Source organism: Streptomyces sp. NPDC030165 (assembly GCF_055573595.1).
The window spans coordinates 104,668-131,557 of record NZ_JBVIBD010000008.1 but is presented as its reverse complement, the minus strand read 5'-3'; the positions used below and the strand labels follow the sequence as shown (position 1 = coordinate 131,557).

The window sequence follows — 26,890 nt, the reverse complement described above, 5'->3', positions numbered from 1 at the left end:
GACTCTGCGTACTAGTGCACCAGGGAGCTGTGAGGGTAGCAAGGCGGCGACGGCACCGGTCGGAGCGCCCTAGGTGCACTAGTGTGATGCACGTCCAATCGGCGTGATAGGTCTGAGGTTTGCGCTGTACGCGTGCCGTGTCTACCTTCCTGGATATGACGTTTACTCCGTACGCACCACCCCCGCGCGCCGGGCGCCGCGAGTGGGCCGCGCTCGTCGTGCTCCTGCTGCCCTGCCTGCTGGTCTCGATGGACGTCTCGGTGCTCTACTTCGCCGTACCGTTCCTCTCCGAAGAACTCGCGCCCAGCGGCGTCGAACAGCTGTGGATCCTCGATGTCTACGGCTTCGTCCTGGCCGGACTCCTGGTCACCATGGGCGCGCTCGGCGACCGCATCGGCCGCCGCAGGCTGCTGCTCTCCGGCGCCGTCCTCTTCGGCATCGCCTCGGCCCTCGCCGCCTACGCGCAGAGCGCCGAAATGCTCATCGCCGCCCGCGCGGCGCTCGGCATCGGCGGCGCCACCCTGATGCCGTCCACCCTGGCCCTGATCCGCAACCTCTTCCACGACGCCAAGCAGCGCGGCAAGGCCGTCGCGATCTGGTCCGGCGGCATGATGGGCGGCATCGCGATCGGGCCGGTGCTCAGCGGCGTCCTGCTGGAGCACTTCTGGTGGGGCTCGGTGTTCCTGATCAACGCCCCGGCGATGGTGCTGCTGCTCGTGGCCGGCCCCCTGCTGCTCCCGGAGTTCAAGAACCCGGCGGCCGGCCGCTTCGACCTGCCGGGCTCGCTGCTCTCGCTGGCCGCGATGCTGCCCATCGTCTACGGGATCAAGGAGATGGCCCGCAACGGTTTCCAGCCGCTGCCCGCGCTGGCCGTCGTGGCCGGCCTGCTGGCCGCCGCCGTGTTCGTCCACCGCCAGCGCACCGCCCGGCACCCCATGCTGGACCTCGAACTCTTCCGCCACCGCGGGTACTCGGGCTCCGTCCTGATGAACCTGATCGCGATGTTCGCGCTGGTCGGCAGTGCGGTCTTCTTCACCCAGTACCTCCAGTCCGTACGCGGCATGAGCCCGCTGGAGGCAGCTCTGTGGAACGTCGTGCCGACCGTCGCGGTCGGCGGCATGGCCCCGGCCGCCACCGCCCTCGCGCAGCGCATGGACCGCGCCTTCGTCATCGCCGGCGGCTTCCTGGCCGCGGCCGGAGGGTTCCTGTGGGTGTCCCGGATGGCGGCGGACACACCCCTGTGGGTCGTGCTCCTCGGCGCCGGCGTCTACGCGGCGGGGCTGGTCATGGTGATGTCGCTCGGCACCGAACTGGCCCTCGGCGTCGCCCCGCCACAGCGCGCGGGCTCGGCCTCCGCGCTCCTGGAGTCCGGCTCCGAACTGGGCGGCGCCCTGGGCCTGGCGCTCCTGGGCACCCTCGGCAACACCGTCTACCGCGGCGAAGTCGACGGCGCCGTACCCGGCGGGCTGCCCGCGGGCGCGGCGGACGCCGTACGGGAAACCCTGGCCGGAGCTGCGGCAGTCGCGGGAGAACTGCCGGGCCGGGCAGGGGAGGCGCTGCTGTCGGCGGCCCGTACGGCGTTCCTCGGCGGCCTGCACGCGGCGATGCTCGGCGCGGCGGCCGTGATGGTCCTGGGCGCGCTCCTGGCGGCGGCGCTGCTCAGGGGCGTACGGACGCAGCCCGCCGACGCCGGGGGAGAAGGCGGTCGGCAGTGCGACACCGAAGCGCTGGCCGATACCCCTGCGGAGATCCCCGTCACCCAAAACTGACCCGCTCCAGCCAGAAGTCCAGCAGCTCCGCATCACCGCCGATCTCGATGCCGGGGCTGCGGGCGGGCAGCCGACGGTAGACGACCAGCAGCAGGTCGGTCAGCGGGCCCCGTACGGTGACGGCGGCCTCCTCGTCGTGCGGCGCGCGGCGCCAGGTGATCGCCCCGCCGGTGAGGTCGACCAGCCAGTCGGCGCCCGTCCCGGGCGCCGTGCCGGTGGCCCGGAAGCGCAGCGTGCGCCCGGGGCCGAGCAGTTCGCGCAGCTCCGGCCGGTGGTCGGACATCTGCGGCTGCGAGCCCAGCTCCAGCCACTCCTCGAAGCAGTCGGCGGCGGTCTCCTCGCCGAGGGTGAACGGCGCGCCCTCGGCCAGGAACACGTCGGCGCGGTGGATCGCCGTCTCGTCGGCCATCCGGCGGGCGAAGAACGCGGCCGCCGGGCCCAGCCGGGGGAGCGGCACCCAGGCCTCCGCCCCGGGCCCCGCGGTCCGCAGGGTCTCCGCCAGCAGCGCGGCACCCTCCCCCAGCCAGCCGTCGAGCACGGCCGGGTCCTCGTCGGCGTACGGCGACAGATCACGGAAGTGCCCGTCGGGCGGGGGTGCTTCCGCCCCCGTCCGCACGACCTCCTCGGCCCAGCGGTGCGCGCCGCCCAGATGTCGCAGCAACTGGCCGACGTTCCAGCCGGGACAGGACGGCACCGGCGTTCTCAGATGGTCCGCGTCCCGCACGAGAGACCTCAACAGGTCGGTCTGCGCGACGATTTCGGAGCAGTGGCGGTCGTACGTCGAAGCGTTCATGACGCCACGGTAGGTCCCGCCACTGACAACCGGCCCGGACTCAGCTGAAGTCCAGGTCCCCCGTCCGGGTCCGCTTCAGCTCGAAGAACTTGTCGTAACCGGCGAGCAGCCGGGCGCCGTCGAAGACGCGCACCGCTTCCTCGCCGCGCGGGATCGCCGTCAGCACCGGGCCGAAGAAGGCGACGCCGTCGATGTGCAGGGTGGGCGTGCCGACCTCCTCGCCGACCGGGTCCATGCCCTCGTGGTGGCTCTTGCGCAGCGCGTCGTCGTACTCCGTGCTGTCGGCGGCGCGGGCCAGTTCCCCGGGCAGCCCGGCCTCGGCGAGCGCCTCCTCGATGACGGTGGCGTAATCGTCCCGGCCGCCGTTGTGCAGCCGGGTGCCGAGCGCGGTGTACAGGTCGCGCAGTACGCCCTCGCCGTGCTCCTGGGCGGCGGCGATGCACACCCGCACCGGCCCCCAGCCCTTGGCCAGCAGCTCCTGGTACTGCTCCGGCAGCCCCTCGCGGCCCTCGTTGAGGACGGACAGGCTCATCACGCGGAAGCGCAGGTCGATGTCGCGATGGGCCTCCACCTCCAGGATCCAGCGCGAAGTGATCCAGGCGAACGGGCAGAGGGGATCGAAGTAGAAGTCGACCGTATGACGGGTGGTGTTCGGGGAAGACGCGTTCTGAACAGTCATGACGCCACGATAGTTCGATACGGAACTTCCGGCCGGGAGTTCGATCCGCGCCCCTACTCCGGCGGGATGCGCAGCATCCGCTGGAGCAGCTCCTTGAGCAGCGCGCGCTCCGCGACGGACAGCTCGCCGAGCGGCTCGCGCGCGAAGTCCAGGGAGTCCCGCAGCTGTGCGGCCGTCGTCCGCCCCGCCTCCGTGGGAGCGGCCAGCTTGACCCGGCGGTCGGCCGGGTCCGGGCGGCGCTCGACCAGGCCACGGGACTCCAGCCGGTCCACGATCCCGGTCACGTTGGACGGCTCGCACTTCAGGCTCCGGGCTATCCGGCGCATCGGCATCGGCTCGCGGGCGAGCAGGCCGAGGACGCGCGCCTGGGCGCCGGTGAGGGAGTGCTCGGCCGCCGCGTGCTCGTACTCCTCGTGATAACGGGCCACGACGGTGCCGATCAGCTCGACGACCTCGACGGTCAGGTGGTCTGGGCGAGGTGTCATGACACCAGGGTAGCGACTTGCTTGACAACATGAAATATCGAAGAGCATTGTTGTTTCAGCACCTGAAGTATTCCGAGGAGGAGCAGCCCATGTCCGCACCGCCCACGTCCGGCCGCGAATGGCACCTGGTCGCCCGCCCGCACGGCTGGCCGAAGCCGGAGGACTTCGCGCTGCGCGAGGCCGAGATCGGCGAGCCCGGCGAGGGCCGGCTTCTCGTGCGCAATCTCTACTTCTCCGTCGACCCGTACATGCGCGGCCGGATGAACGACGTGAAGTCCTACACCCCGCCCTTCAAGCTGGACGAGCCGATGGAGGGCGGCGCGGTCGGCGAGGTCATCGCCTCCAATGCGGACGGCTTCGCGGTCGGCGACCACGTCCTGCACTTCAAGGGCTGGCGCGAGTACGCGGTGGTGGACGCCGCCAAGACCGCCAAGGTGGACGGGTCGCTGGCGCCGCTCTCCGCCTACCTGGGTGTGCTCGGCATGCCGGGCCTGACGGCCTACGCGGGCCTGCTGGAGGTCGCCTCCTTCAAGGAGGGTGACGCCGTCTTCGTGTCCGGCGCGGCCGGCGCGGTCGGCAGCGAGGTCGGCCAGATCGCCAAGCTCAAGGGCGCCTCGCGGGTCATCGGCAGCGCGGGCTCCGACGAGAAGGTCAAGCTGCTGACGGAGGAGTACGGCTTCGACGCCGCCTTCAACTACAAGTCCGACCGGTCCGTCAAGGAGCAGCTCCGCGACGCCGCCCCCGACGGCATCGACGTCTACTTCGACAACGTCGGCGGCGACCACCTGGAAGCCGCCCTCGACTCGCTGAACGTGCACGGCCGGGTCGCCGTCTGCGGCATGATCTCGCAGTACAACGCCACCGAGCCGACCCCCGCGCCGCGCAACCTCGCGCAGGTCATCGGCAAGCGGTTGCGTATCCAGGGTCTGCTCGTCGCCGACCACAGCCACCTCCAGGAGCAGTTCGTCGACGAGGTGTCGGCCTGGGTGCGCTCGGGCGAGCTGAAGTTCAGCGAGACCAAGGTCTCCGGCATCGAGAACGGGTTCGAGGCGTTCCTCGGCCTGCTGCGCGGTGACAACACCGGCAAGATGATCGTCGATCTCACGGACTGACCCCTGACGGAGCCGGTCCCGCCGGGCCACTAGGCTCGGCCCCAAGCCGTCGCGATCGTGGGCGCGAGTCGCGGCGAACCACAGGAGGATTCCTATGTCCATCCAGCCCGTAGACGTCGTCTACACCGCCGTCGCCACCGCGGAGAACGGCCGGGACGGCCGCGTCGCCAGCGACGACGGCAAGCTGGACGTCGTCGTCAACCCGCCGAAGGAGCAGGGCGGCAGCGGCGCCGGCACCAACCCCGAGCAGCTCTTCGCGGCCGGCTACAGCGCCTGCTTCCAGGGCGCTCTCAGCGTCGTCGCCCGCCAGGAGAAGGCGGACGTCTCCGGCTCCCGGGTGACCGCCAAGGTCGGCATCGGCAAGACCCCGTCCGGCGGCTTCGGCCTCACCGTCGAGATCTCCGCTTCCATCCCGAACGTGGACGCGGCCACCGCCAAGGACCTGGTCGAGAAGGCCCACCAGGTGTGCCCGTACTCGAACGCCACCCGCGGCAACATCGACGTCAAGCTCAGCATCGACTGACGTCCGGCTGTCGGCCGACGCGCCGGCACGAGGCTCCGGGCCGAGGGCCGCACTCCCGCACGGGGTGCGGCCCTCGGTCGTTCCAGTGGCTCCCGGATGTGGCTGTCAGGTTCGCGCCAAATGTGGCCGACGCTCTGGGGTGCCGTACGGGCAGTGGCTAACGTGGTGGCGTAAGGCGTCCGAGGGGGCCGAGTGACGGTAGAGCCGGGCGATTCACCGCCGCCGCCTGCCATCCCCAGGGCCCCGTATGTGACGCAGGCCACTCGGGCGCCATCTTGACGGTATCGGCGTGTAATCGATTACGTAAGCCCACACGAAATCGATTACACGCCGATGTGCGATCGAGCCGCCCTGCACCGCGGTGTCCTCGCCCGGCCTGCGCGAACCCGCACGGAAGGGCTGGAGCGGCATGGCGAAGATCAAGGATGTGGCCGAGCGGGCCGGAGTGTCCGTGGCGACGGTTTCCCGGGTGCTCAACGGGCGCAGCCCGGTCGCCGAGACCCGGGAACGGGTGCTCGCCGCCGTCGAGGAGCTGGGCTACCGGCCCAACAACATTGCCCGTGCCCTGCGCACCGCCCGTACCGGCACACTCGGCCTGGTCATCAGCGACCTGACCAACCCGTTCTTCACCGAGCTGGCCGACGCCGTCGAGGACGCGGCGCGCGGCCTCGGCTACAGCCTGATCATCGGCAACGCCGCCGAACGCACCGGCCAGCAGGACGACTACATCCGCACCCTGCTGGACCGCCGCATCGACGGCCTGCTGGTCAGCTCGGCCGGTACCGGCTCCGCGATGCTGCGCGAGGCCGCCGCCTCCGGCACGCCGCTGGTGCTCCTGGACCGGATCGTGCCCGGCATCGACGCGCCGTGCGTACGGGCCGACGGTGCCGCGGCGCTCACCGACCTCGCCGCACACCTCGCCGCCCTCGGCCGGCGGCGCCCCGCGATCATCGTCGCCCCGGCCGGCACACCGACCGGCGACGAGCGGCTGAGACTCTTCCGCACGGCGCTGGCCGCGCACGGCACAGCGCTGCCGGACGAGCGCGTCGGCTCCACGCCGGACCTCCAGCCCACCGGCGGCCGCCAGGTGATGCGCCGCTTCCTGGACCTGCCCGAGCCGCCCGACGTCGTACTGGCCACCGACAACCTGATGGCGCTCGGCGCGATGGACGAGATCCGCGCGCGCGGGCTGCGGGTGCCGGACGACGTGGCGCTGGTCGTGTACGACGACGTGCCGTGGTTCGCGCACACCGACCCGCCGCTCACCGCCATCGCGCAGCCCACCCGCGAGCTGGGCCGGGCCGCCCTGCACACCCTGCTGGAACGGATCGAGGGGCGCGCGCCCGGCTCCGTACTGCTGCCGGCCCGCCTCGTCACCCGCCGCTCCTGCGGCGAACCGGGCACCACCCGTGAGGACACCCAAGTGGAGGAGGGCAGCGCATGACCGACGTCAACGACGACGTCCGGGGCGACGCACCGGCCGGCCGCGAACTGCTGCGCATGGAGGGGGTGACGAAGTCGTTCCCCGGTGTCCGTGCGCTGGACGGTGTGGACCTGAGCCTGCGCGCGGGCGAGGTGCACGTGCTGCTCGGCGAGAACGGCGCGGGCAAGAGCACCCTGATCAAGATGCTCTCCGGCGCCCACCGGCCCGACGCCGGGCGCATCCTCGTGGCCGCCGGACCGGGCGGTGGCGGATCGGCTGGCGGTGGTTCGATCGGCGGCGGTTCGACCGGCAGTGGTCCGGCCGGCAGTGGCCCGACCGGCTCCGGTCCGGTCGGCAGCGATCCGACTGGCAGTGGCCCGGCTGTCAGCGGTCCGAGCGTCAGCGGCTCGACCGGCACCGGTCCGGCTGTCGGCGACCCGGCTGGCAGCGGCCCGACCGGCGCCGGCCCGACCGGCGCCGGCTCCCGCGACGGCCTTCGTGAGGTGCACATCCGCTCCGCGCAGGACGCCGAACGGCTCGGCATCGCCACCATCCACCAGGAGTTCAACCTCGTCCCCCGCCTGACCGTCGCGGAGAACATCTTCCTCGGCCGGCCGCCGCGCACCGCGCTCCGCCTGATCGACAAGAAGACCATGCGGGCACGCGCCGCCGAACTGCTGCGCCGGGTGGGCCTGGACGTCTCCCCGGACACCCCGGTCGCCGAACTGGGCATCGCCCGCCTCCAGATGGTGGAGATAGCCAAGGCGCTGAGCCTGCGCGCCCGCGTCCTGATCATGGACGAGCCGACCGCCGTACTGACCTCCGAGGAGGTCGAGACGTTCTTCGCCATCGTGCGCGAACTGCGCGCCGAAGGGGTGGGGATCATCTTCATCACCCACCACCTGGAGGAGATCGGCGCCCTCGGCGACCGCGTCACCGTGCTGCGCGACGGCCGCTCGGTCGCCGAGGTGCCCGCCGGTACGGACGAGGACGAGCTGATCCGCCTGATGGTGGGCCGGGACATCGCCGAGCAGTACCCGCGGCAGCGCCCGGACGAGCCCGGCGCGCCCCTGCTGCGCGTCCGCGGTCTGACCCGGCACGGCCCCAACGGCACCCCGGTCTTCGAGGACGTCGGCTTCGAGGTGCGGGCCGGCGAGGTCGTCGGCCTCGCGGGCCTGGTCGGCGCGGGCCGTACCGAGGTCGCCCGGGCGGTCTTCGGCGTGGACCGGTACGACGCCGGGACCGTCGAGGTCGACGGGCAGGTGCTGGCCCCCGGCGACGTACGGGCCGCGATGCACGCCGGGCTCGGCCTGGTCCCCGAGGACCGCAAGGGCCAGGGCCTGGTCCTGGACGCTTCGCTCCAGGACAACCTGACGCTGGCCCGCCTGGACCGCGACACCCGTGGCGGCCTGGTCGACCGGCGGGGGCAGCGGCGCGCGGCGGCCGGCGTGGCCGCGCAGCTGAAGGTGCGGATGAGCGGCCTGGGGCAGCCCGCGCGCACCCTCTCCGGCGGCAATCAGCAGAAGGTCGTCATCGGCAAGTGGCTGCTGGCCGACACCCGGCTGCTGATCCTGGACGAGCCGACGCGCGGCATCGACGTGGGCGCCAAGGTCGAGATCTACCAGCTGGTCAACGAGCTGACGGCAGCCGGCCGCGCGGTGCTGATGATCTCCAGCGACCTGCCCGAGGTGCTCGGCATGAGCGACCGGGTGCTGGTCATGGCGCAGGGGCGGCTCGCCGGTGAACTCGCCGGCGGCGAGGCGACGCAGGACGCGGTGATGGAACTGGCGGTGCGGCCGGCCGACGGCGCGTCCGGACCGCACCGGACGTCATCGGACCGGAAGGCACCGGGCCGGAAGACGCCGCACAAGACGACGAACGAGAGCGCGAAGGAGGGCTCCGATGTCCGCTGATGTGAAGACGGGAGCGGCCGCCGAGGCGGTCGGCACCGCCCCGCCCGGTGCCGGTTTCGGCCCCTGGTTCACCCGGGCCGTCCTGAAGAACGGCCCGCTGGGCGGCCTGATCGCCCTCGTCGTGGTCATGGCGATCCTGTCCGGCGACTTCCTGAACGGGCAGAACCTCCTGAACGTCGGCGTCCAGGCGTCCGTCACCGCCATCCTCGCCTTCGGCGTCACCTTCGTGATCGTCTCGGCCGGCATCGACCTGTCGGTCGGCTCGGTCGCCGCCCTCAGCGCCACCGTGGTCGCCTGGGCCGCGACCGACGCGGGCCTGCCGGTGTGGGCCGCCGTCCTGCTGGGCCTGGCGATCGGTGCGGCGGCGGGCCTGGTCTCGGGCGCGCTCGTCGCGTACGGCAAGCTGCCCGCCTTCATCGCCACGCTCGCGATGCTCTCCGTCGGCCGCGGCCTCGCCCTGGTGATCACCGGCGGTACGCCGATCCCCTTCCCGGCCTCGGTCAGCAGGCTGGGGGACACGCTGGGCGGCTGGCTGCCCGTCCCGGTCCTTGTCATGATCGCGATGGGGCTGACGGCGGCGCTGGTCCTCAACCGGACGTACGCGGGCCGCACGATGTTCGCGATCGGCGGCAACGAGGAGGCCGCGCGGCTCTCCGGTATCGACGTCAAGCGCCGCAAGCTGGTGATCTACGCGCTGTCCGGGCTGTTCGCGGCGGTCGCGGGCATCGTCCTCGCGGCCCGGCTGACCTCCGCCCAGCCGCAGGCCGCCGTCGGATACGAACTCGACGCCATCGCCGCCGTCGTCATCGGCGGCGCCAGCCTCTCCGGCGGTTCCGGCAAGGCGTCCGGCACGCTCATCGGCGCGCTGATTCTCGCCGTGCTGCGCAACGGCCTGAACCTGCTGAGCGTCTCGGCGTTCTGGCAGCAGGTGGCCACCGGCCTGGTCATCGCGCTGGCGGTGCTCCTGGACACGCTGCGGCGCCGGAGCGCGCGATGAGGCGGCGTACGGGGCTGCCCGACGGCGGTACGCCCGACCGGGGTACCGGCTCGCTCCGCAGGCGTTCGGGCGTGCTCGGCGCGGCAGTCCTGGCCGGCGCCCTCGCCCTGTCCGGCTGCGACCGTGGTGGCGACACGGACCTGGGGCTGGCCCTGTCCACCCTGAACAATCCGTTCTTCGTCGCCGTCCGGGAGGGTGCGCAGGCCGAGGCGGACCGGCGCGGCCTGAACATCAACATCACCGACGCGCAGAACGACCCCATGCAGCAGATCAACCAGATGGAGACGTTCACCAGCCAGGACGTCAAGGCGGCGATCATCAACCCGGTGGACTCCGACGCCGCCGTGCCGGCCGTCGGCGTCGCCAACCGGGCGGACGTGCCGGTGATCTCCCTCGACCGCGGCGTCAACGGCGGCCGGGTCGGGTCCGCCATCGCCTCGGACAATGTCGCGGGCGGCCGGCTCGCCGCGAAGACGCTCGCCGAGTCCCTCGGCGGCAAGGGCAAGGTGGCCTTCCTGGAGGGCCAGCCCGGCACTTCGGCAGCCCGCGAGCGCGGGCAGGGCTTCGAGGAGGGCATCAAGGCGTACCCGGGCATCGAGGTGGTGGCGCGGCAGCCCGCCGACTTCGACCGGGCCAAGGGCATGGATGTGATGTCCAATATGCTCCAAGTACACCGGGACATCGGCGGCGTCTTCGCGGCCAACGACGAGATGGCGCTCGGCGCCGCCAAGTCGCTGGGCGCCCGGGCGGGCAAGGACGTGAAGGTCGTGGCGTTCGACGGGACGCCGGAGGGCGTCGCGGCCGTACGCGGCGGGACGCTGACCGCCACGGTCGCCCAGCAGCCCAGACTGCTGGGCAAGCGGGCCGTGGAGCAGGCGCTCAAGGCGGCGCGCGGCGAGCGGCTGCCGAAGCAGATGAAGGTGCCGGTGGTCCTGGTGACCGGCAAGAACGCGGCGGAATTCGATGGGTGAGAAGCAGATGTACGACGTACTGGTAGTGGGCTCGGCCAACGCGGACCTGACCGTCCGGGTGGCGCGGCGGCCCGGCGCGGGCGAGACCGTGCACGGCTCCGACCTGGTCGAGTCGGCGGGCGGCAAGGGTGCCAACCAGGCCGCCGCCGCTGCCCGGCTCGGCGGCCGCGTCGGTCTGCTGGCCCGGGTCGGTGACGACGCGTACGGTGAACTGCTGCTGGACGCGCAGCGCGCCGCGGGCACGGACGTCGCGCACGTGATCGTCGAGTCCGGTGCCCGTACCGGCACCGCGATGATCATCGTTGGGCCGGACGGCGACAACAGCATCGTCGTCTCCCCGGGCGCCAACGCGGCACTGACCCCCGAGGACGTGGCGGCCGCCCGCGACGTCATCGCCGCGTCCGCCGCCGTCTCCCTCCAGCTGGAGGTGCCGATGGAGACCGTACGGGCCACCGCCGCCACCGCCACGGAGGCCGGCACCCGGGTCGTCCTCAACCCGTCCCCGACCCCCGAGCGCCTGGACCCCGAACTCCTCGCCGCCGCCGACCCCCTCGTCGTCAACGAGCACGAGGCACAGCAGCTCGCGGGCCGCAGCGAAGGCACCCCGGAGGACTGGGCCCAGGCGCTGCGCGAGCAGGGCGCCCGCTCGGTCGTCGTCACCCTCGGCGGCGACGGCGCGCTGGTCGTGGACGGCGCGGGCAGCGCCGGCCGGGTCCCCGGCGTCAAGGCCGAGGCCGTCGACACCACGGGCGCGGGCGACGCCTTCACCGGCGCCCTCGCGACCCGCCTGGCCCGCGGCGACTCCCTCACGGACGCGGCCCGCTTCGCCGTACGGGTGGGCGCCGCCGCCGTCACCAAGCCGGGCGCCCAGCCGTCCTACCCGACGCTGGACGAACTGCCGTCCTGAGCGGGGGCACGGCGGGAGCGGAGGCCCTGGCGGGAGCGGCGTACCCAAACCGCTCCCGCCATGCCCGTTCAGGCATCCGCCCGGGCCCGTTCAGGCACCCGCCCGGACCCGTTCAGGCACCCGCCCGGACCCGTTCAGGCCTGCTCAGCAGCCTGAGCGACCGGCCCGGCCCCCGTGCCGCCGGATATCCCGGCTCCTTCGCGCCCCGCCGCTGTGCGCCCGACACCCCGCCCGACCTCGGCCACCGCCAGGCCGGCCCCGCCGGTCGATCGCGCGAGGCACGTCCCGTCCGCCGCCCATATGCCGCTGTGCCCGCAGGCGATGCCCGCGCTCCCCGGACCGATGGCGTTGGCGAGCAGCACGTCGAGGCCGTGGTCCCGCGCCGTGGCGGCGTACCGCTCCGTGCGCTCCACCGCGTCGTGGAACGAGCTGGCCAGATACACCTGGCAGCCGTCGGCCGCGGCCTGCTCCGCCACCTCGCGGAAGGCGTTGTCGTAGCAGGTGGCGAGGGCGAACTTCAGGTCACGGTAGGTGAAGCGGCCGCCCGCGCGAGGTCCGGGCGTGAACAGCTCGTTCTCCTGGCCGTGCAGGTGGTGCTTGTCGTAACGGGCCAGCAGTGCGCCGTCCGGCCCGTACACGAACGACGCGATCGTCATGCCGTCCGCCGTGCCCGAGGGGCCGGCCCCCGGGCAGTTGACCACCGCGGCCACGCCCGCCGCCCGGCAGGCGTCCCGGACGGGGGCGAGCCGTGGGTCGTCCGGCGCGAGGACGTACCGCTCCGGGGCGGCGGCTATCGCGTCGAGCTCGTAATTGGTCAGGGCCAGCTCGGCGAGGACGACCAGCTCGGCGCCGAGGCCGGCGGCCTCGGCGATCAGCTCGGCGGTGCGGGCCGCGTTGGCCTCGACGTTCAACGGTGTGGGCGCGAACTGCGCCGCTGCAACGATCATTTCTCCATCATGCCCGGTGCCACTGACAACGCGGCGGTCAGGATGTTCCGCACCTGTCCGGTGATGGCGGTCCGGTTGCGTACGAAGCCGGGGTCGGTGACCTCGCCGGTCGCCGGATCGGTGTTCCCGGCGCCGAACTGGAGTACCGGCGTGTGCAGATGGCCGCCCGGCACCTTCTGCTTCAGCGCGTCCCGCAGCAGCGTGGCACGGTAGCCGATCTCGTTGGACAGGTAGTCACCGCCGCCGCCCTCGCGGGCCGTCGAGCCCGGTGTCGGCCCGTCCGGCCGCTCGACGGGCGCCCCGCCGCCCGCCGGGATCTCGGTCACCGCCGTGTTGTCCTGTACCGGGAACGGCCCGGTGGCGGCGCTGGTGAGCCGCGCGTACGGCAGGGTCGTGGTGGTCCACTGCGGCTGCGGCCGTACGGTCGGCACCCCCTTCGGGACGGGGACGGTGCCGGTACGCGACTCCCGCGCGTTGTCCGGATAGCCGCCCCGCCAGGCGCCGTTCGTCCGCTCCAGGTCGAACCGGCCCGGCCGTCCCTGGCTGACGGTGGTGAACAGGTCCACCTGCCGCGGCCCGTGCCGGAAGTGCGGCAGCAGTGTCCGTTCCACCGTGCCCGCCGCGAAGTCGGCCCACCGTACGGGGAAGACGGCGGTCTCGATACGGGCGAGCCGCCCCGAGGACGTACGGACCGTGGTGCCGTCCAGCGCGAGCGCCGCGGCGCCCGACGGGTTGCTGCGCCGTGCGTCCGCGTCCAGCTGGAAGGGGTCGAAGCCGGTCACGACGACGCGCAGGGTCCGGGTCCTGGAGTGCCCGCCGCCGGGCAGGTCGATCGAGTCCTGCCCACGAGAGCCCCGCTCCAGCACTCCCATGAGCGCGTCCCGTTGGCCCGGGGTCAGCCGGAACCGCGGCTGCCACTCGCGCAGCGCCTTGGTCATGCCCAGCCGCGCCCAGTACAGCGGCCGGTCGTCGTCCCGGCTCAGGTCGCCGCCCTGCGGCCCGCGCCCCTGGACGCGGTCCACCGCGCGCCGCCACAGTCCGCGCCCCGCATCCGTGACGTAACGTTTCGCCGCTCTGTACGAGTGCACCTGCCCCAGTCCGTCCGCGAATCTCCCGGCCACCGGGGCGAAGCCGCTGCGCCGCAGGATCTCCTGCGGCACGCGTTGCGACAGCCGCTGTTCCTCGACGGCCGGCGCGGTGGCGGCCTGCTGCCGCGTAACGGCAGTGGCCGAGGGGGCCGCGGTGGCGGAAGGGGCGGCAAGGGCGAGCGGAGCCACGGTCAGCAACGCGGCACCGAGCACGCCCACCGAGGTACGTATGCGTCTCATGGGGTGAGTAAACCGGCGCGCTGCCCGCGGCGGAAGGGGAGATCCAGTTCGGTGTACGGGCCCGGGCCGGGCACCGACGCCCCGTTCACGCCGCTCAGAGCCGCGCGCCGACGCCGCACGCACGCCGCTCAGGACCGCGTGCCGCCCTCGTCCGGCTCCCCGAGCAGCGACAGGAAGTCCCGGAACGCAGCAGGCATGTCCACCTCCCGCGGCTCCAGCAGCCACTGCAACTGGAGCCCGTCCATCACCGCGGCCAACAGCGGCGCCGTCCGCTCCGGGGTCAGCCCGCCCGGCAGCCGGTCGCCGAACTCCGCCCGCAGCGCCTCGGCCAGCGTCTCCCGTACGCGCCGGAAGCGCCGCTCGAAGAAGTCCCGGGCCGGATGGTCCTCGGTGACGCTGTCCCCGGACAGGACCGTGTAGGTCTGCACGACACCGGGCCGCCCGGCGTTGTACTCGACCAGCGCGGCCAGCGTGTCCGTGCGCCGGACGCCGGAGGCCGCGGCCGCGGCGGCCGTGTCCCAGCGGTCGCGCTCATCCAGGACGCCGACGAGCAGCAGCTCCTTGGTGGGGAAGTGGTGCAGCAGGCCCTGCTGGGTGAGTCCGGCGCGCTCGGCCACGGCGGCCAGCGACGTGCCGCGGTAGCCGCGCTCGGCGATCAGCTCCATGGCGGCCTGGAGGATCGCCGCGCGCCGCTCCTCGCGCTGCGCCTCGCGCCCGCCGCCGCTGCGGCGACGGCCGTCCGGCCGCACCTCGTGTCGTGCAGTCACCGGCCGAGCGTAACTCCGCCGCCCGCCCCTTCCGTAAGATTACGTGACGATAACGATACCTACCGGCCACCAGGTGAACGCGTCACAATCGGGCCAGGGGACTCGGACCCGCACGTCCACCCAGGGAGAGCCGTATGACCGACCACCGAAGCGCCCACGCCACGGCAGCCGACCGGGCCGTCGAGGCGGCCCTCGGGAAGCTGGACCTCGACACCAAGGCCCGGCTGCTGTCCGGGCAGGACGTCTGGACGCTGCCCGCCGTCCCGGAGATCGGGCTGCGGTCGCTGGTCATGTCGGACGGGCCGGTCGGCGTACGCGGCCAGGGGTGGGGCGCACAGGACCCGTCCGTCGCGCTGCCCAGCCCCACCGCGCTGGCCGCCACCTGGGACCCGGACCTGGCGCGCCGCGCGGGCCGGCTGCTCGCCCAGGAGGCGCGCCGCAAGGGCGTGCACGTCCTCCTGGCGCCCACCGTCAACCTGCACCGCTCCCCGCTCGGCGGCCGCCACTTCGAGTGCTTCTCCGAGGACCCGTACCTGACCGGCGTGATCGGCGCGGGATACGTCGCCGGGGTCCAGGACGGCGGGGTGGGGACGACCGTCAAGCACTTCGTGGGCAATGACGCCGAGACCGAGCGCTTGACGGTGAACAACCGGATCGCCCCGCGTCCGCTGCGCGAGCTGTACCTCGCGCCCTTCGAGCACATCGTCGAAACCGCCCACCCCTGGGGCATCATGACGGCCTACAACCAGGTCAACGGCTCGACCATGACCGAACACCGCGAACTGGTCGCCGGTGTCCTGCGGGACGAGTGGGGTTTCGACGGGGTCAACGTCTCCGACTGGACGGCGGCCCGCGACACGGTACGGGCGCTGCGCGGCGGCCTGGACATCGCGATGCCGGGGCCGCACACCGTCTTCGGCGCCCCGCTCGCGGCGGCCGTCCGCGCGGGCCGGGTGACGGAAGCCGAGGTGGACGCCGCGGTACGCCGCGTGCTGCTGCTCGCCGCCCGTACGGGCTGCCTGGAGGGCGTCCCGGCCGCCGTCGCCCCGGAAGACGTGCCGCAGGACATCGACGGCCGCGCACTGGCCCGCGAGACCGCCCGCCGCGCCTTCGTCCTCGTACGGAACGAGCCGGTCGTACGCGACGAACCGGCCCCGAGCGACGACCCCGCCCCGCATCAGCCCCCCGCCCTCCCCCTCACCCCCCACTCCCTCCGCAAGCTCGCCGTCATCGGTGCCGCCGCCAAGGACGCCCGGGTGCTCGGCGGCGGCTCCGCGACCGTCTTCCCCGAGCGGATCGTCTCCCCGCTGGAGGGCCTGCGCGCCGCCCTGCCCGGCACCGAGGTCACGTTCGCGGTCGGCGCCGACCCGCGCACGAAGGTCCCGCACGCCCGCGCGGGCTTCGAGCTGTGCGCCCGCTACTACGGCGCGGACGGCGCGCTGCTCGCCGAACAGCCGCAGTTCGACGGCAAGGTGCAGGCCATGGGCCGGTTCCCCGACGGCGTCACACAGCACAACCTGCACAGTGTGGAGCTGGCGGGCACCTTCACCCCGCAGGCCGACGGCGCACACACCTTCGCCGTCTCCGGCACCGGCGAGCTACGCCTGACCGTCGGCGGCCGGGTGCTGTTCGACGCCGCCTGCGCCCCGGACACGGACGACCCGTTCGAGGCGTTCATGAACCCCGCCGAACACCGCCTGGAGGCGGAGCTGACGGCCGGACAGGCCCTGGACGTGGCCCTGCGGTTCGTCCCGCGCGGTACCGGCCTCGGCGCGGACATGCCCGTACTGACCTTCACGCTCGGCCACGCGGAGCCGCAGCCCGACCCGGACGCCGAGATCGAGGAGGCGGTACGCGCCGCCGCGGAGGCGGACGCCGTGGTGGTGGTCGTGGCGACCACCGAGGAGACCGAGTCGGAGGGCTTCGACCGTACGAGCCTGGCGCTGCCGGGCCGCCAGGACGAGCTGGTCTCCCGGGTGGCCGCCGCCAACCCGCACACCGTCGTGGTCGTCAACGCGGGCTCCCCGGTGGAACTGCCGTGGCGCGCGCAGGTGCCCGCCGTCCTGCTCGGCTGGTTCCCCGGCCAGGAGGCGGGGGCCGCGCTGGCCGACGTACTGCTGGGGACACACGAGCCGGGCGGCCGGCTGCCGACCACCTGGCCCGCCCGCCTGGCGGACGCCCCGGTGACCCAGGTCGCCCCGGTGGGCGGCGAGGTGGCGTACGAGGAAGGCGTGTTCATCGGCTACCGGGCCTGGCAGCGCCGGGCACGCGAGGAAGCGGGCCCGGCACCGGCGTACCCCTTCGGGCACGGGCTGGGCTACACCGACTGGAGCTACGAGTCCCTGGAGGCGACCCCGGCACGCGCCACGGTCCGGGTGCGCAACACCGGCACGCGCCACGGCCGTGAGGTCGTACAGGTCTACCTGGCGCCCCTGGACCGGGTCGCGGGCGAGACGCCGGCGGACCGTCCGGACCGCTGGCTGGCCGGTTTCGCGACGGTGGAGGCCACCCCGGGCGAGACGGCGGAGGCCGAGATCGCGCTGCCGCGCCGCGCGTTCGAGATCTGGGACGAGACGGCCGGCGCCCGCCGCTTCGCCGACGGTACGTACGCGATCGAGGCGGCCCGCAGCATCACCGACCGCCGGCTGACCGCGCAGGTCACCGTGGCCTGACGGCACCCGCCGACGGGTCCCCCCAGGGCGCTTCTGATAGATCTCCGTGGCCTCGCGACGCCCGGCACGCACCCTCGCCGCACGGCGCGAAGGGACAGGTGGCTCCGCCACATGACCCTTCACACCGCACCCCGAGCGCACGCACCGAACGTCGCTCGGTGCCCTCCACGGAGATCCATCAGAAACGCCCTAACGTCCGGCCAGTACCTCCACGTCGCCCCCGTCGCTGTGCACCTTGACCTTGTGCGGCGAGCCGCTGTCCACGGTGCCGGTGACGCGGCGGCTGCCGCCGTCCGTGGTGGCGTCGACCGCGTAACGGCCCTGCGGGAGCCGGACCGAGACCGTGCCGCCGCCGCTTTGGGCGTCCACCCGGTCCGGCACGGCGGTGAAGCGGGCGTCGATGTCGCCGCCGTCGGTGTGCACGGTCGCCTGCTTGCCCGCGCCGTCCCGGAGGCCGATGTCGCCGCCGCTGGTCCGGGCGTCGACGGCGCCCGCCGGTCCCTTGACGTCGATGTCGCCGCCGTCGGTCGACAGCTTCATGGCGACCGACCGCGGCACCCTGACCCGGTAGGTGACGTTGCACTTGCTCCTGACGCCCCCGCAGTCGTCCGCGGTGAGCTTGAGGTTGCCGTCTTCGAGGGCGTGCCGGGTGCCGGGCTTCCGCTCGCCGTACTGGAGCCGTTCCGTCACCGTGATCTTGCCGCCCGCCGTGTCGTCGGCGACGACCTCGATGTCACCGCCCGGCGTCGTCACGTCCAGCTTCGTGGTCCGGCCGTCCACGGTGTAGCTCCGCTCGCTCTCGGTGACCTTTTCGGTCAGCTCGCAGCCGGTGACCGCGACGGTCACCGTGACGAGGGCGGCCGAGGCGAGGGCGATACGGGTGGTGCGGTGTCCCGGTCTGGTGGTGCGGCGTGCGGTCATGGCGGGTCCCCCCGGAAACGTTGCGCGGTGTGCGAGGGTGCGCGGCGGGGTACGGGGCCCGCGCGCACCGCTCGGGTCGGCTGCCATCCTCTCGCGGCCCGCGTCCCGTCCGGGTCCCCAGCAGGAACGATCTCCCCGCCGTCCCCCCTAGGGGTGTCCGCGCCGTCCCGTCAGGGACGCTACCTCCCCTTACGGGTGATCTCCTGGAACGCCATCCGGGCCAGCTCCCGCTGCCCTTCCCGGCCGGGGTGGAACCAGTCCCAGGTGCTCAACTCCGCGCCGGTGAAGCGGAAGTCGAAGACGGACCGGTCGAAGCGGCACAGCTCGTCGCGCCCGCAGACCGACTCCAGGGCCTTGTTGTAGGCCATCACCCGGCCCCGCACGCTCTGCCGGCGGGTGTCCGCGGCCTTCGAGAGGTCGTCGGGGTCGCGCAGCATCGAGCCGCATATCCCCAGCTTCCACACTTCCTTGCCCAGCGGGTTCTGCCGCCCCTGCGACCACAGCCGCATCAGGTCGGGCACGGCCGCGACGTACACCTGCGTCTTGGGCAGGGCGCGCCGCAGCTTGCGCAGTGACGCCTCGAAGCCGGCGCGGAAGGCGTCCGCCGTGGTCATCGCGCCGACGTCGGTACGGCAGGCGTCGTTGGCGCCCACCAGGACGGTGACCAGCTCGGGCCGCTTGCGTACGGCCTGGTCGATCTGGGCCGGCAGGTCGCGCATCAGCGCGCCGGTCTTCGCGAAGTTCCAGCTGTGCGTGGCGGGGTCCTTCACCAGCCGCCGGGCGACGCTGTTCACCCCCGGGTCGGTGCCGGTGGCCCAGGAGACGGCGGGGCAGTCGGACAGTACCGAGCAGGCGTCGAACCCGACGGTGATGGAGTCGCCGACCGCGGCCACCGACGCGGGATCGGTGCGCCAGGCGGGAGAGGGCTTGGGGGAGGGGTGCGGGGCCGGCCGGCCGCCGTCGTCCGGGTCGTTGCCGCAGGCGGTCAGGGAGACAGTGAGTGCGGCCGCCGTGAGGGCGGCGGCCGCGGCGGTACGGGCCCGGATTGGCCGAAAGGGTTGATTGACCACGGTCATCCCCTGTCCCCCTCCGGCGTGCGAGTGATATCTGTTCCGGTACCGACGGTACGTCACCCCCCGACGCCTGCCGCGCGGTAGCTTGTGCCGTGACCCGTAGGGTCCTCACCCGACGGCACCGGCACAGTCGGCACGCGTGTATTACATCACGTCATTTACTGTCCCTTTTGCGGCAAATTGGGGCTCATGGTGTTTACTGTAGGTAACCTCGGACGCTGGTGCCGACGTGATCACTGGGGCAGAATGCTTGCAGCTGTCCCGGCCGCGACCGGAACGGGCACGAGGCCGCTGGGGAAGGCGAACCTCGAACCGTACTGGAGGTCCCGGTGACGACACGTGGAGTTCTGTACGTCCACTCCGCACCGCGCGCGCTGTGCCCGCATGTCGAATGGGCCGTCGCGGGCGTCCTCGGCGTGCGCGTCAATCTCGACTGGATCCGCCAGCCGGCGTCCCCCGGCACCTGGAGAGCAGAGTTCTCCTGGCAGGGCGAGGCCGGCACGGCCTCCAAGCTGGCCTCCGCGCTGCGCGGCTGGCACCTGCTGCGCTTCGAGGTGACCGCCGAACCCTGCGCCACCGCCGAGGGCGAGCGCTACAGCGCCACGCCCGAACTGGGCATCTTCCACGCCGTCACCGGCATCCACGGCGACATCCTGATCCCCGAGGACCGGCTGCGCGCCGCGCTCGCCCGCTCGGCTGGCGGTGAGACGGAGCTGGCGGCCGAGGTCGCCAAGCTGCTCGGCAAGCCCTGGGACGACGAGCTGGAGCCCTTCCGGTACGCCGGTGAGGGCGCCCCCGTCCGCTGGCTGCACCAGGTCGTCTGAGGCGGCCGCGGCGGCGCGCCGACGCCGCCCTTGTCCTGGAGTCCGCTCCAGGCCGTAGCGTGCGGTCATGCCTGACAAGACCTCAGTGGCGGTGCTCGGCACCGGAATCATGGGCTCGGCGATGGCCCGCAACCTCGCCGGAGCAGGTCTGGACGTACGCGCCTGGAACCGCACCCGCGCCAAGGCCGAACCCCTGGCCGCCGACGGTGTACGGGTCACCGGCACCCCGGCCGAGGCGGTGGACGGCGCGGACGCCGTCCTGACCGTCCTGCTGGACGGACCCGCCGTCCTGGACGCCGTGCGGCACGGCGCACCCGCCCTGCGCGAGCGGACCCTCTGGCTCCAGATGAGCACCGTGGGCGCCGACGGACACGCCCCGCTCGCCGCCTTCGCCCGCGAACACGGACTGGACCTCGTGGACGCGCCCGTGGTCGGCACGAAGGAACCCGCGGAGAAGGGCCTGCTGACCGTTCTCGCGGCCGGGCCGCAGGACGTACGGGACCGGGCCGCACGCATCCTCGACATCGTCGGACAGCGCACCCTGTGGGTCGACGAGGACGCGTCCTCGGGCGCGGCCAACCGCCTCAAGCTCGTCGTCAACAGCTGGGTGCTCACCGTCATCAACGGCACGGGCGAGGCGCTGGCCCTCGCGCAGGGCCTCGGTGTGGACCCCCGCGCCTTCCTCGAAGCGGTCCAGGGCGGGCCGCTCGACCTGCCCTACCTCCGGATGAAGTCGGAGCTGATCCTGTCCGGCGCGTATCCGGCCAGCTTCACCGTCTCCGCCGCGCGCAAGGACGCCCGGCTGATCGAGGAGGCGGCCGCGGCGGGCGGGGTGCACCTGGACCTGGCGGCGGCCGCGGCGGAGCGGTTCCGGCGGGCGGAGGCGCAGGGGCACGGCGACGAGGACGGCGCGGCGGCGTACTTCGCCAGTTTCTGAGGCACGCGGCCCGCGGGTACGCGGAAGGGGCCGCGCCTGACGGCACGGCCCCTTCCCACGTGTCACGGACCGGTGGGCCCGTCTTGCGGTCACACGGTCCGGAAGGCCAGCACCACGTTGTGACCGCCGAAGCCGAACGAGTCGTTCAGCACCGCGATCGTGCCCTCGGCGGGCAGCGCGCGCTTCTCGTCCCGGACGATGTCCGCGTCCGCCGCCTCGGGGTCGAGGTTCTGGATGTTGATGGTCGGCGGCGCCACCCGGTGGTGGATCGCCAGCACCGAGGCGACGGTCTCCACGCCGCCCGCACCGCCCAGCAGGTGGCCGGTCATCGACTTGGTGGCGGAGACCGCCATGTGGTCGACGTCGGTGCCGAAGACCTTGCGCAGCGCCTTGATCTCGGCCAGGTCGCCCAGCGGCGTGGAGGTCGCGTGCGCGTTGACGTGCGCGATCTCCGCCGGCTTGAGGTCGGTGCCCGCGAGCAGGTTCTGCAGGGCGTGCGCGATGCCGTTGCCGGAGGGCTCGGGCTGCACGATGTCGTGGCTGTCGGCGGAGATGCCCTGGCCGACGGCCTCGGCGTAGACCTTCGCGCCGCGCTTGGCGGCGTGGTCGGCCGACTCCAGGACGATCACGCCGGAGCCCTCGCCGAGCACGAAGCCGTTGCGGTCCGCGTCGTAGGGGCGGGACGCGCCCTGCGGGTCGTCGTTGTTCTTCGACATCGCCATCATGTTGCCGAACGCTGCGATCGGCAGCGGGTGGATGGCCGCCTCCGTACCGCCCGCGACGACGACGTCGGCACGGCCCGTACGGATCATCTCGATGGCGTAGCCGATGGCTTCGGCGCCGGAGGCACAGGCGCTGACCGGGGTGTGCACACCGGCTCGCGCGTTGACCTCCAGGCCGACGTTGGCCGACGGGCTGTTGGGCATCAGCATCGGCACGGTGTGCGGGGAGACGCGGCGTGAGCCCTTCTCCCGCAGGATGTCGTACTGGTTCAGCAGGGTGGTCACGCCGCCGATGCCGGAGGCGATGACCGCGCCGAGCCGGTCCGGGTCCACCGACGAGTCCTCGCCGGCCCGGGCCTGGAAACCGGCGTCCGCCCACGCCTCGCGGGCCGCGATCAGCGCGAACTGCGCCGAGCGGTCCAGCTTGCGGGCCTGCGCCCGGGGGATGACCTCACCCGGGTCGACGGCTGCCGCGGCGGCGATGCGGACCGGAAGGTCGGCCGCCCAGTCCTGGTCGAGGCCGGCCACGCCGGAACGGCCGGCGAGCAGCCCCTCCCAGGTCGAGGCACTGTCGCCACCCAGCGGTGTGGTTGCGCCGATACCGGTGACGACCACGGTGCGATTGGTCGCATTCACGGAAATTCCTACTCCACAGGTTGAGGGGTTGAGAATCGACGGCGCCACCGCGGGGTGGCGACATGCGCCGGAGCTGGATCAGCTCTGGTGCTCGAGGATGTACTTGGTCGCGTCGCCGACCGTCTTGAGGTTCTTGACGTCGTCGTCGGGGATCTTCACGTCGAAGCGCTCCTCGGCGGCGACGACGACCTCGACCATGGACAGCGAGTCGACGTCCAGGTCATCGGTGAAGGACTTGTCCAGCTGGACGTCCTCGGCGGGGATCCCGGCGATCTCGTTCACGATCTCGGCGAGACCGGCGACGATCTCTTCCTGAGTGGCGGCCATGATGGCGCTCCTTCGGTAATTTGTCGGGGGAACGGTAGAAAGTCTGCAGTTCCGGGTCATGGAACAAGGTCCGTGCGGCCACCGGGACGCTGGGACACGGTGACGCCGCGCGAATCTTGCCTAGGGGAGGGTAACGACCGTCGCGGCGTAGACGAGACCCGCCCCGAAGCCGATGACGAGCGCGGTGTCTCCGCTCTTGGCCTGCCCGGTCGCCAGCAGCCGCTCCATGGCGAGCGGAATCGAGGCGGCCGAGGTGTTGCCGGTGGTCTCCACGTCACGGGCGACCGTGACGCTCTCCGGCAGCTTCAAAGTCTTCACCATCGAGTCGATGATCCGCATGTTGGCCTGGTGCGGGATGAAGACGTCCAGGTCGTCCGGGCTGACTCCGGCCGCGTCCAGCGCCTGCTGGGCGACCTTCGCCATCTCGAACACCGCCCACCGGAAGACCGCCTGGCCTTCCTGGGTGATGGCGGGGTAGCGGATCTCGTCCAGTGCCGGGCGGGCGTCCGGGCCGTCACCGCCGGGCACCGGGGTGCGTCGGTAGATGTCCCAGCCGAACGTCTGCTTGATCGTCTCGGCCTTGTCGCCCTCCGAGCCCCAGACGGTCGGGCCGATCGCGGGCTCCTTGCCGGGGCCGACGACCACGGCGCCGGCGCCGTCGCCGAAGAGGAACGCGGTGGCCCGGTCCTCCAGGTCGGTCAGGTCCGAGAGCCGCTCGACGCCGATGACCAGCACGTACTCGGCGCTGCCGTCGGTGATCATGCCCTTGGCGAGGGTCAGGCCGTAACCGAATCCGGCACAGCCGGCGGAGATGTCGAACGCGGCGGGCCGGCCCGCGCCGATCTTGTGGGCGATCTCGGTGGCGATGGCCGGGGTCTGCTTGAAGTGCGAGACGGTCGAGACGACCACCGCGCCGATCTGCTCGGGCGTGATGCCGGCGTCCGCGATGGCCTTGCCGGCCGCCTCCACCGACATGGCCGCCACGGTCTCCTCCGGGCCGGCCCAGTGACGGGTGGCGATGCCGGAGCGTGAGCGGATCCACTCGTCGGAGGAGTCGATGTGCTTGAGGATCTCCTCGTTCGGCACCACACGGGTCGGGCGGTAACCGCCGACACCCATGATGCGCGCGTACGCGGCGCCCTTGGCGGGCTTGATCTTCGAGGTCATGCTCTCGGGGCTCCTATTCGGCCTGGGCAGAGTGCTCGGCGATCAGCGTGCGGGCCGCGTCGAGGTCGTCGGGGGTCTTCAGCGCGAGGGTCTTGACGCCGGGCAGGGCGCGCTTGGCGATGCCGACGAGGGTGCCGCCGGGGCTCACCTCGATGATGCCGGTGACGCCCAGCTCCTTGAACGTCTCCATGCACAGGTCCCAGCGCACCGGGTTGGCCACCTGGCCCACCAGGCGTCGCACGACGTCCTGCCCGTCGGCGACGACGCCGCCGTCCTTGTTCGAGACGTACCGGGTGTGCGGGTCGGCGGGCGTGACCTGCGCGACCGCTTCCTCCAGGACCGTCACGGCCGGAGCCATGTGGACGGTGTGGAAGGCGCCGGCCACCTTCAGCGGTACGACGCGGCGGGTGCCCTCGGGCTTGTCCTCGGCCAGCGCGGCCAGCTGCCCGGCGGTGCCCGCGGCCACGATCTGGCCCGCGCCGTTGACGTTCGCGGGGGTCAGGCCCAGCTTCTCCAGGTGTGGCAGGACGACGTCCTGCTCGCCGCCGAGGAGGGCGGCCATTCCGGTCTCGGTGACGGCGGCGGCGTCGGCCATGGCCAGTCCCCGCTTGCGTACGAGCTCCAGCGCGGCGTCCTCGGTCAGTACGCCGGTCAGGGCCGCGGCGGCCAGCTCGCCGACGCTGTGTCCGGCGGCGGCGCCGACCAGCCGGGAGAAGTCCTCGGCGGTCGCGAACAGCTGCCGGGCGGAGATCAGGGAGGCCGCCACCAGCAGCGGCTGTGCCACCGCGGTGTCGCGGATCTCGTCCGCGTCGGCCTTCGTGCCGTAGTGGACCAGGTCCAGGTCGATGGCGGCCGACCACGCGCGAAGCCGGTCTTCGACTCCGGGGAGGTCGAGCCAGGGGGTCAGGAAGCCGGGCGTCTGAGCGCCTTGGCCGGGAGCGACGAGTACGAGCACCCTCACACTCTCTCTTGTGGGAGGTCCCGCCCGCCCGTGGGGACAGGGACGAAGAACCATCAGGGGAATTGTCGGTGTTCTACAAAAGACTAGAGTTGGCTGTCACCGTCGGCCAGACGCCCCAGGATCAGTGCGATGCGCAGCGTGAAGGCGGAGCGTACGTCCGAAGGTGACCACCCGGTGACGTCGGTCACACGTCGCAGCCGGTAGCGCACGGTGTTCGGGTGCACGAAGAGCATCCGCGCCGCGCCCTCCAGACTGCTGGCCTGTTCCAGATACACGCTCAGCGTCTCCAGGAGCGCCGAGCCTGCCTCCTCCAGCGGCCTGTAGATCTCCTCCACCAACTGCTCACGCGCCGCCGGGTCGGACGCCATCGCCCGCTCCGGCAGCAGGTCGTCGGACAGTACGGGACGGGGCGCATCCGGCCAAGCGGCGCACGCCTTCAGGCCCGCCGCCGCGGCCTGCGCGGAGCGGGTCGCGGCCAGCAGGTCCGCGACCACCGGACCGGCCACCACCGGGCCCGCCGCGAACGGTCCGATCAGGGCTTTCGCCGCCTTGAGCGGATCGTCCGAGCCGCCCGCAATGACCACCAGGCGGCTGCCCAGGACGCCGGTGAGCACCTGGAGCTTGGCGTGGCGGGCCGCACGGCGGATGGCTTCCACCGTCAGTTCACTGTCCCCGTCGGGGGCCGTACCCAGCACAACGCACACATGTTCGGGAGAATTCCAGCCGAGCGCGGCGGCCCGCGACACCGCCCCCTCGTCGGCCTCCCCGGAGAGCACCGCGTTGACCACCAGCGACTCCAGCCGCGCGTCCCACGCGCCCCGCGCCTCGGCGGCCTGCGCGTACACCTGGGCGGTGGCGAAGGCGATCTCCCGCGCGTAGACGAGCAGCGCCTCCCGCAGCACGCCCTCGTCGCCGGGGGCCGCCACGTCGTCGATCGCCGTCTCCATGACCTCGATGGTCGTACGGACCATCTCCACGGTCTGGCGCAAGGTGATCGCCCGGGTCAGCTCGCGCGGCGCCGTGCCGAAGACGTCGGTGCTGATCGCCTGCGGCGTCTCCGGATGCCGGAACCACTCGGTGAAGGCCGCGATGCCCGCCTGGGCCACCAGCCCGATCCACGAGCGGTTCTCCGGCGGCATGGCGCGGTACCACGGCAGCTGCGCGTCCATGCGGGCGATGGCGTTGGCAGCCAGCTTGCCGGAGGACTTCTCCAGGCGGCGGAGGGTCGCGGTGTGCGGATGCGGGTGCGGGTCGCGCGGTGCGGGTTCAGACACGGGGACAAGCCTGCCTTATCGGGGCGGTGTGATGGCGCGGTGGGCTCTCGGGGGCGGGAGCTACGGTGGTCGGGTGACCCAGGTACACAGAGGCGACGAACGCTATCCGGGCGGCGAGGTGGCCGGCATCGAGACCCGGCACGCCTTCTCCTTCGGCCCGCACTACGACCCGGACAACCTGCGCTTCGGCGCGCTCATCGCCTGCAACGAGGAACGGCTGGCACCCGGCTGCGGTTTCGACGAGCACCCGCACCGCGACACCGAGATCGTCACCTGGGTCGTCGAGGGGGAGCTGACCCACCGCGACTCCACCACCGGCCACCGGACGGTGGTGCGGCCCGGCGACGTGCAGCGGCTCAGCTCGGCGGACGGTGTGCGGCACGAGGAGCGCAACGACGGCGCCGAGCCCCTGACGTTCGTGCAGATGTGGCTCGCGCCCACCGGGTTCGGCGGCGAACCGGAGTACGAGGTGGTGCGCGGCATCGCCGACGGCACGCCGTACGCGCTGGCCAGGGCCGCCTCGATGCTGCACGTACGGCGGCTGGCCGACGGCGAACGGTCCGCCGTGCCGGACGGGCCGCGGGTGTACGTGCACGTCGTGCGCGGCGCGGTCCGGCTGGCCGGCGAGCGCCTGGCGGCCGGGGACGCGGCGCGGATCACGGACGCGGCGGACCTGGAGCTGGCCGCCGAGGGCGCCGCCGAGTGCCTGCTGTGGGAGATGCCGGGCGAACCGTCGTACGGCTGAGGGGGCGGCGGGCCGCC

Annotated in this window: 23 protein-coding genes and 1 pseudogene; 11 read left to right on the top strand and 13 right to left on the bottom strand. The window is 72.8% G+C overall.

From position 1 onward, the window contains the following. Nucleotides 1-155: 155 nt before the first annotated feature. A complete protein-coding gene (locus ACZ4Z1_RS17285; RefSeq protein ID WP_468487436.1) occupies nt 156-1,769 on the top strand; it encodes an MFS transporter in 1,614 nt (537 codons plus the stop codon). On the opposite strand, the gene ACZ4Z1_RS17280 is transcribed toward ACZ4Z1_RS17285, so the two are convergent. From ACZ4Z1_RS17280 to ACZ4Z1_RS17270, 3 genes are read right to left on the bottom strand one after another with little or no spacing between them, the layout of a single operon-like run. Further along, nucleotides 1,756-2,562 carry a maleylpyruvate isomerase family mycothiol-dependent enzyme gene (locus ACZ4Z1_RS17280; RefSeq protein WP_468487435.1) on the bottom strand — a complete coding sequence of 269 codons (807 nt, stop codon included), beginning with the start codon at nt 2,560-2,562 and terminating at the stop codon, nt 1,756-1,758. The two genes, ACZ4Z1_RS17285 and ACZ4Z1_RS17280, sit on opposite strands and share 14 nt — an antisense overlap. Before the next feature lie 40 nt (nt 2,563-2,602). After that, nucleotides 2,603-3,241: a mycothiol-dependent nitroreductase Rv2466c family protein gene (locus tag ACZ4Z1_RS17275; protein WP_468487434.1), complete on the bottom strand. Its 639-nt coding sequence runs from the start codon at nt 3,239-3,241 to the stop codon at nt 2,603-2,605. A 53-nt stretch (nt 3,242-3,294) separates the two neighbouring features. Next, nucleotides 3,295-3,726 (bottom strand): MarR family winged helix-turn-helix transcriptional regulator, encoded by a 432-nt coding sequence (locus ACZ4Z1_RS17270; RefSeq protein ID WP_468487433.1) that lies wholly within the window; start codon nt 3,724-3,726, stop codon nt 3,295-3,297. Nucleotides 3,727-3,815: 89 nt separating this feature from the next. On the opposite strand from ACZ4Z1_RS17270, the gene ACZ4Z1_RS17265 reads away from it, so the two are divergent. The 6 genes and pseudogenes from ACZ4Z1_RS17265 (at nt 3,816) to rbsK (ending at nt 11,572) form a co-directional block, all read left to right on the top strand. Then, nucleotides 3,816-4,838 carry an NADP-dependent oxidoreductase gene (locus ACZ4Z1_RS17265; protein ID WP_468487432.1) on the top strand — a complete coding sequence of 341 codons (1,023 nt, stop codon included), beginning with the start codon at nt 3,816-3,818 and terminating at the stop codon, nt 4,836-4,838. Nucleotides 4,839-4,932: 94 nt separating this feature from the next. Next, nucleotides 4,933-5,361 carry an organic hydroperoxide resistance protein gene (locus ACZ4Z1_RS17260; protein ID WP_468487431.1) on the top strand — a complete coding sequence of 143 codons (429 nt, stop codon included), beginning with the start codon at nt 4,933-4,935 and terminating at the stop codon, nt 5,359-5,361. Between the two features lie 409 nt (nt 5,362-5,770). After that, entirely contained in the window at nt 5,771-6,805 is a 1,035-nt protein-coding gene (locus ACZ4Z1_RS17255; protein ID WP_468487430.1) for a LacI family DNA-binding transcriptional regulator, read from the top strand. Continuing rightward, complete coding sequence (locus ACZ4Z1_RS17250; protein WP_468487429.1) at nt 6,802-8,697, top strand: sugar ABC transporter ATP-binding protein; 1,896 nt, start codon at nt 6,802-6,804, stop codon at nt 8,695-8,697. Before ACZ4Z1_RS17255 ends, ACZ4Z1_RS17250 begins: the two co-directional genes overlap by 4 nt. Continuing rightward, nucleotides 8,687-10,665, top strand: a pseudogene (locus tag ACZ4Z1_RS17245) (ABC transporter permease/substrate-binding protein). Before ACZ4Z1_RS17250 ends, ACZ4Z1_RS17245 begins: the two are co-directional and overlap by 11 nt. A gap of 7 nt (nt 10,666-10,672) precedes the next feature. After that, nucleotides 10,673-11,572, top strand: a complete 900-nt coding sequence (gene rbsK, locus ACZ4Z1_RS17240; protein WP_468487613.1) for a ribokinase — start codon at nt 10,673-10,675, stop codon at nt 11,570-11,572. Between the two features lie 134 nt (nt 11,573-11,706). On the opposite strand, the gene ACZ4Z1_RS17235 is transcribed toward rbsK, so the two are convergent. From ACZ4Z1_RS17235 to ACZ4Z1_RS17225, 3 genes are all read right to left on the bottom strand, one after another. Then, nucleotides 11,707-12,519, bottom strand: a complete 813-nt coding sequence (locus ACZ4Z1_RS17235; RefSeq protein WP_468487428.1) for a carbon-nitrogen hydrolase family protein — start codon at nt 12,517-12,519, stop codon at nt 11,707-11,709. Further along, nucleotides 12,516-13,847 (bottom strand): pyroglutamyl peptidase, encoded by a 1,332-nt coding sequence (locus ACZ4Z1_RS17230; RefSeq protein WP_468487427.1) that lies wholly within the window; start codon nt 13,845-13,847, stop codon nt 12,516-12,518. The genes ACZ4Z1_RS17235 and ACZ4Z1_RS17230 overlap by 4 nt, the downstream gene beginning before the upstream one ends. A 128-nt stretch (nt 13,848-13,975) precedes the next feature. Then, nucleotides 13,976-14,596: a TetR/AcrR family transcriptional regulator gene (locus tag ACZ4Z1_RS17225; RefSeq protein WP_468487612.1), complete on the bottom strand. Its 621-nt coding sequence runs from the start codon at nt 14,594-14,596 to the stop codon at nt 13,976-13,978. 152 nt (nt 14,597-14,748) lie between these two features. Here ACZ4Z1_RS17225 and ACZ4Z1_RS17220 point away from each other — a divergent pair, with 152 nt between their 5' ends. Beyond that, on the top strand, nt 14,749-17,286 hold the full coding sequence (locus ACZ4Z1_RS17220; RefSeq protein ID WP_468487426.1) for a glycoside hydrolase family 3 protein: 2,538 nt from the start codon (nt 14,749-14,751) through the stop codon (nt 17,284-17,286). Nucleotides 17,287-17,475: 189 nt separating this feature from the next. On the opposite strand, the gene ACZ4Z1_RS17215 is transcribed toward ACZ4Z1_RS17220, so the two are convergent. Both ACZ4Z1_RS17215 and ACZ4Z1_RS17210 read right to left on the bottom strand, forming a co-directional pair. Continuing rightward, nucleotides 17,476-18,207, bottom strand: a complete 732-nt coding sequence (locus ACZ4Z1_RS17215; RefSeq protein WP_468487425.1) for a DUF4097 family beta strand repeat-containing protein — start codon at nt 18,205-18,207, stop codon at nt 17,476-17,478. 179 nt (nt 18,208-18,386) lie between these two features. Then, nucleotides 18,387-19,283, bottom strand: coding sequence for a GDSL-type esterase/lipase family protein (locus ACZ4Z1_RS17210; protein WP_468487424.1), 897 nt, complete (start codon nt 19,281-19,283; stop codon nt 18,387-18,389). Between the two features lie 326 nt (nt 19,284-19,609). Here ACZ4Z1_RS17210 and ACZ4Z1_RS17205 point away from each other — a divergent pair, with 326 nt between their 5' ends. Next, on the top strand, nt 19,610-20,104 hold the full coding sequence (locus ACZ4Z1_RS17205; protein WP_030597503.1) for a DUF3145 domain-containing protein: 495 nt from the start codon (nt 19,610-19,612) through the stop codon (nt 20,102-20,104). A gap of 67 nt (nt 20,105-20,171) precedes the next feature. Then, nucleotides 20,172-21,041: an NAD(P)-dependent oxidoreductase gene (locus tag ACZ4Z1_RS17200; RefSeq protein ID WP_468487423.1), complete on the top strand. Its 870-nt coding sequence runs from the start codon at nt 20,172-20,174 to the stop codon at nt 21,039-21,041. An 89-nt stretch (nt 21,042-21,130) separates the two neighbouring features. On the opposite strand, the gene ACZ4Z1_RS17195 is transcribed toward ACZ4Z1_RS17200, so the two are convergent. From ACZ4Z1_RS17195 to ACZ4Z1_RS17175, 5 genes are all read right to left on the bottom strand, one after another. Then, nucleotides 21,131-22,399, bottom strand: a complete 1,269-nt coding sequence (locus ACZ4Z1_RS17195; RefSeq protein ID WP_468487422.1) for a beta-ketoacyl-[acyl-carrier-protein] synthase family protein — start codon at nt 22,397-22,399, stop codon at nt 21,131-21,133. 78 nt (nt 22,400-22,477) lie between these two features. Next, entirely contained in the window at nt 22,478-22,726 is a 249-nt protein-coding gene (locus ACZ4Z1_RS17190) for an acyl carrier protein (RefSeq protein WP_468487421.1), read from the bottom strand. Between the two features lie 120 nt (nt 22,727-22,846). Next, on the bottom strand, nt 22,847-23,893 hold the full coding sequence (locus ACZ4Z1_RS17185) for a beta-ketoacyl-ACP synthase 3 (RefSeq protein WP_468487420.1): 1,047 nt from the start codon (nt 23,891-23,893) through the stop codon (nt 22,847-22,849). A 13-nt stretch (nt 23,894-23,906) separates the two neighbouring features. After that, nucleotides 23,907-24,848 carry an ACP S-malonyltransferase gene (locus ACZ4Z1_RS17180; protein WP_468487419.1) on the bottom strand — a complete coding sequence of 314 codons (942 nt, stop codon included), beginning with the start codon at nt 24,846-24,848 and terminating at the stop codon, nt 23,907-23,909. Between the two features lie 89 nt (nt 24,849-24,937). Further along, on the bottom strand, nt 24,938-26,128 hold the full coding sequence (locus ACZ4Z1_RS17175; RefSeq protein WP_468487418.1) for a PucR family transcriptional regulator: 1,191 nt from the start codon (nt 26,126-26,128) through the stop codon (nt 24,938-24,940). Between the two features lie 73 nt (nt 26,129-26,201). Here ACZ4Z1_RS17175 and ACZ4Z1_RS17170 point away from each other — a divergent pair, with 73 nt between their 5' ends. Further along, complete coding sequence (locus tag ACZ4Z1_RS17170; protein WP_468487417.1) at nt 26,202-26,873, top strand: pirin family protein; 672 nt, start codon at nt 26,202-26,204, stop codon at nt 26,871-26,873. Nucleotides 26,874-26,890 lie beyond the last annotated feature (17 nt).

Bases quoted from the DNA above. Each gene is read 5' to 3' on its own strand.
- ACZ4Z1_RS17285 (WP_468487436.1), top strand. From the start codon at position 156: ATGACGTTTACTCCGTACGCACCACCCCCGCGCGCCGGGCGCCGCGAG.
- ACZ4Z1_RS17280 (WP_468487435.1), bottom strand. From the start codon at position 2,562: ATGAACGCTTCGACGTACGACCGCCACTGCTCCGAAATCGTCGCGCAG.
- ACZ4Z1_RS17275 (WP_468487434.1), bottom strand. From the start codon at position 3,241: ATGACTGTTCAGAACGCGTCTTCCCCGAACACCACCCGTCATACGGTC.
- ACZ4Z1_RS17270 (WP_468487433.1), bottom strand. From the start codon at position 3,726: ATGACACCTCGCCCAGACCACCTGACCGTCGAGGTCGTCGAGCTGATC.
- ACZ4Z1_RS17265 (WP_468487432.1), top strand. From the start codon at position 3,816: ATGTCCGCACCGCCCACGTCCGGCCGCGAATGGCACCTGGTCGCCCGC.
- ACZ4Z1_RS17260 (WP_468487431.1), top strand. From the start codon at position 4,933: ATGTCCATCCAGCCCGTAGACGTCGTCTACACCGCCGTCGCCACCGCG.
- ACZ4Z1_RS17255 (WP_468487430.1), top strand. From the start codon at position 5,771: ATGGCGAAGATCAAGGATGTGGCCGAGCGGGCCGGAGTGTCCGTGGCG.
- ACZ4Z1_RS17250 (WP_468487429.1), top strand. From the start codon at position 6,802: ATGACCGACGTCAACGACGACGTCCGGGGCGACGCACCGGCCGGCCGC.
- rbsK (WP_468487613.1), top strand. From the start codon at position 10,673: ATGTACGACGTACTGGTAGTGGGCTCGGCCAACGCGGACCTGACCGTC.
- ACZ4Z1_RS17235 (WP_468487428.1), bottom strand. From the start codon at position 12,519: ATGATCGTTGCAGCGGCGCAGTTCGCGCCCACACCGTTGAACGTCGAG.
- ACZ4Z1_RS17230 (WP_468487427.1), bottom strand. From the start codon at position 13,847: ATGAGACGCATACGTACCTCGGTGGGCGTGCTCGGTGCCGCGTTGCTG.
- ACZ4Z1_RS17220 (WP_468487426.1), top strand. From the start codon at position 14,749: ATGACCGACCACCGAAGCGCCCACGCCACGGCAGCCGACCGGGCCGTC.
- ACZ4Z1_RS17215 (WP_468487425.1), bottom strand. From the start codon at position 18,207: ATGACCGCACGCCGCACCACCAGACCGGGACACCGCACCACCCGTATC.
- ACZ4Z1_RS17210 (WP_468487424.1), bottom strand. From the start codon at position 19,283: ATGACCGTGGTCAATCAACCCTTTCGGCCAATCCGGGCCCGTACCGCC.
- ACZ4Z1_RS17200 (WP_468487423.1), top strand. From the start codon at position 20,172: ATGCCTGACAAGACCTCAGTGGCGGTGCTCGGCACCGGAATCATGGGC.
- ACZ4Z1_RS17190 (WP_468487421.1), bottom strand. From the start codon at position 22,726: ATGGCCGCCACTCAGGAAGAGATCGTCGCCGGTCTCGCCGAGATCGTG.
- ACZ4Z1_RS17185 (WP_468487420.1), bottom strand. From the start codon at position 23,893: ATGACCTCGAAGATCAAGCCCGCCAAGGGCGCCGCGTACGCGCGCATC.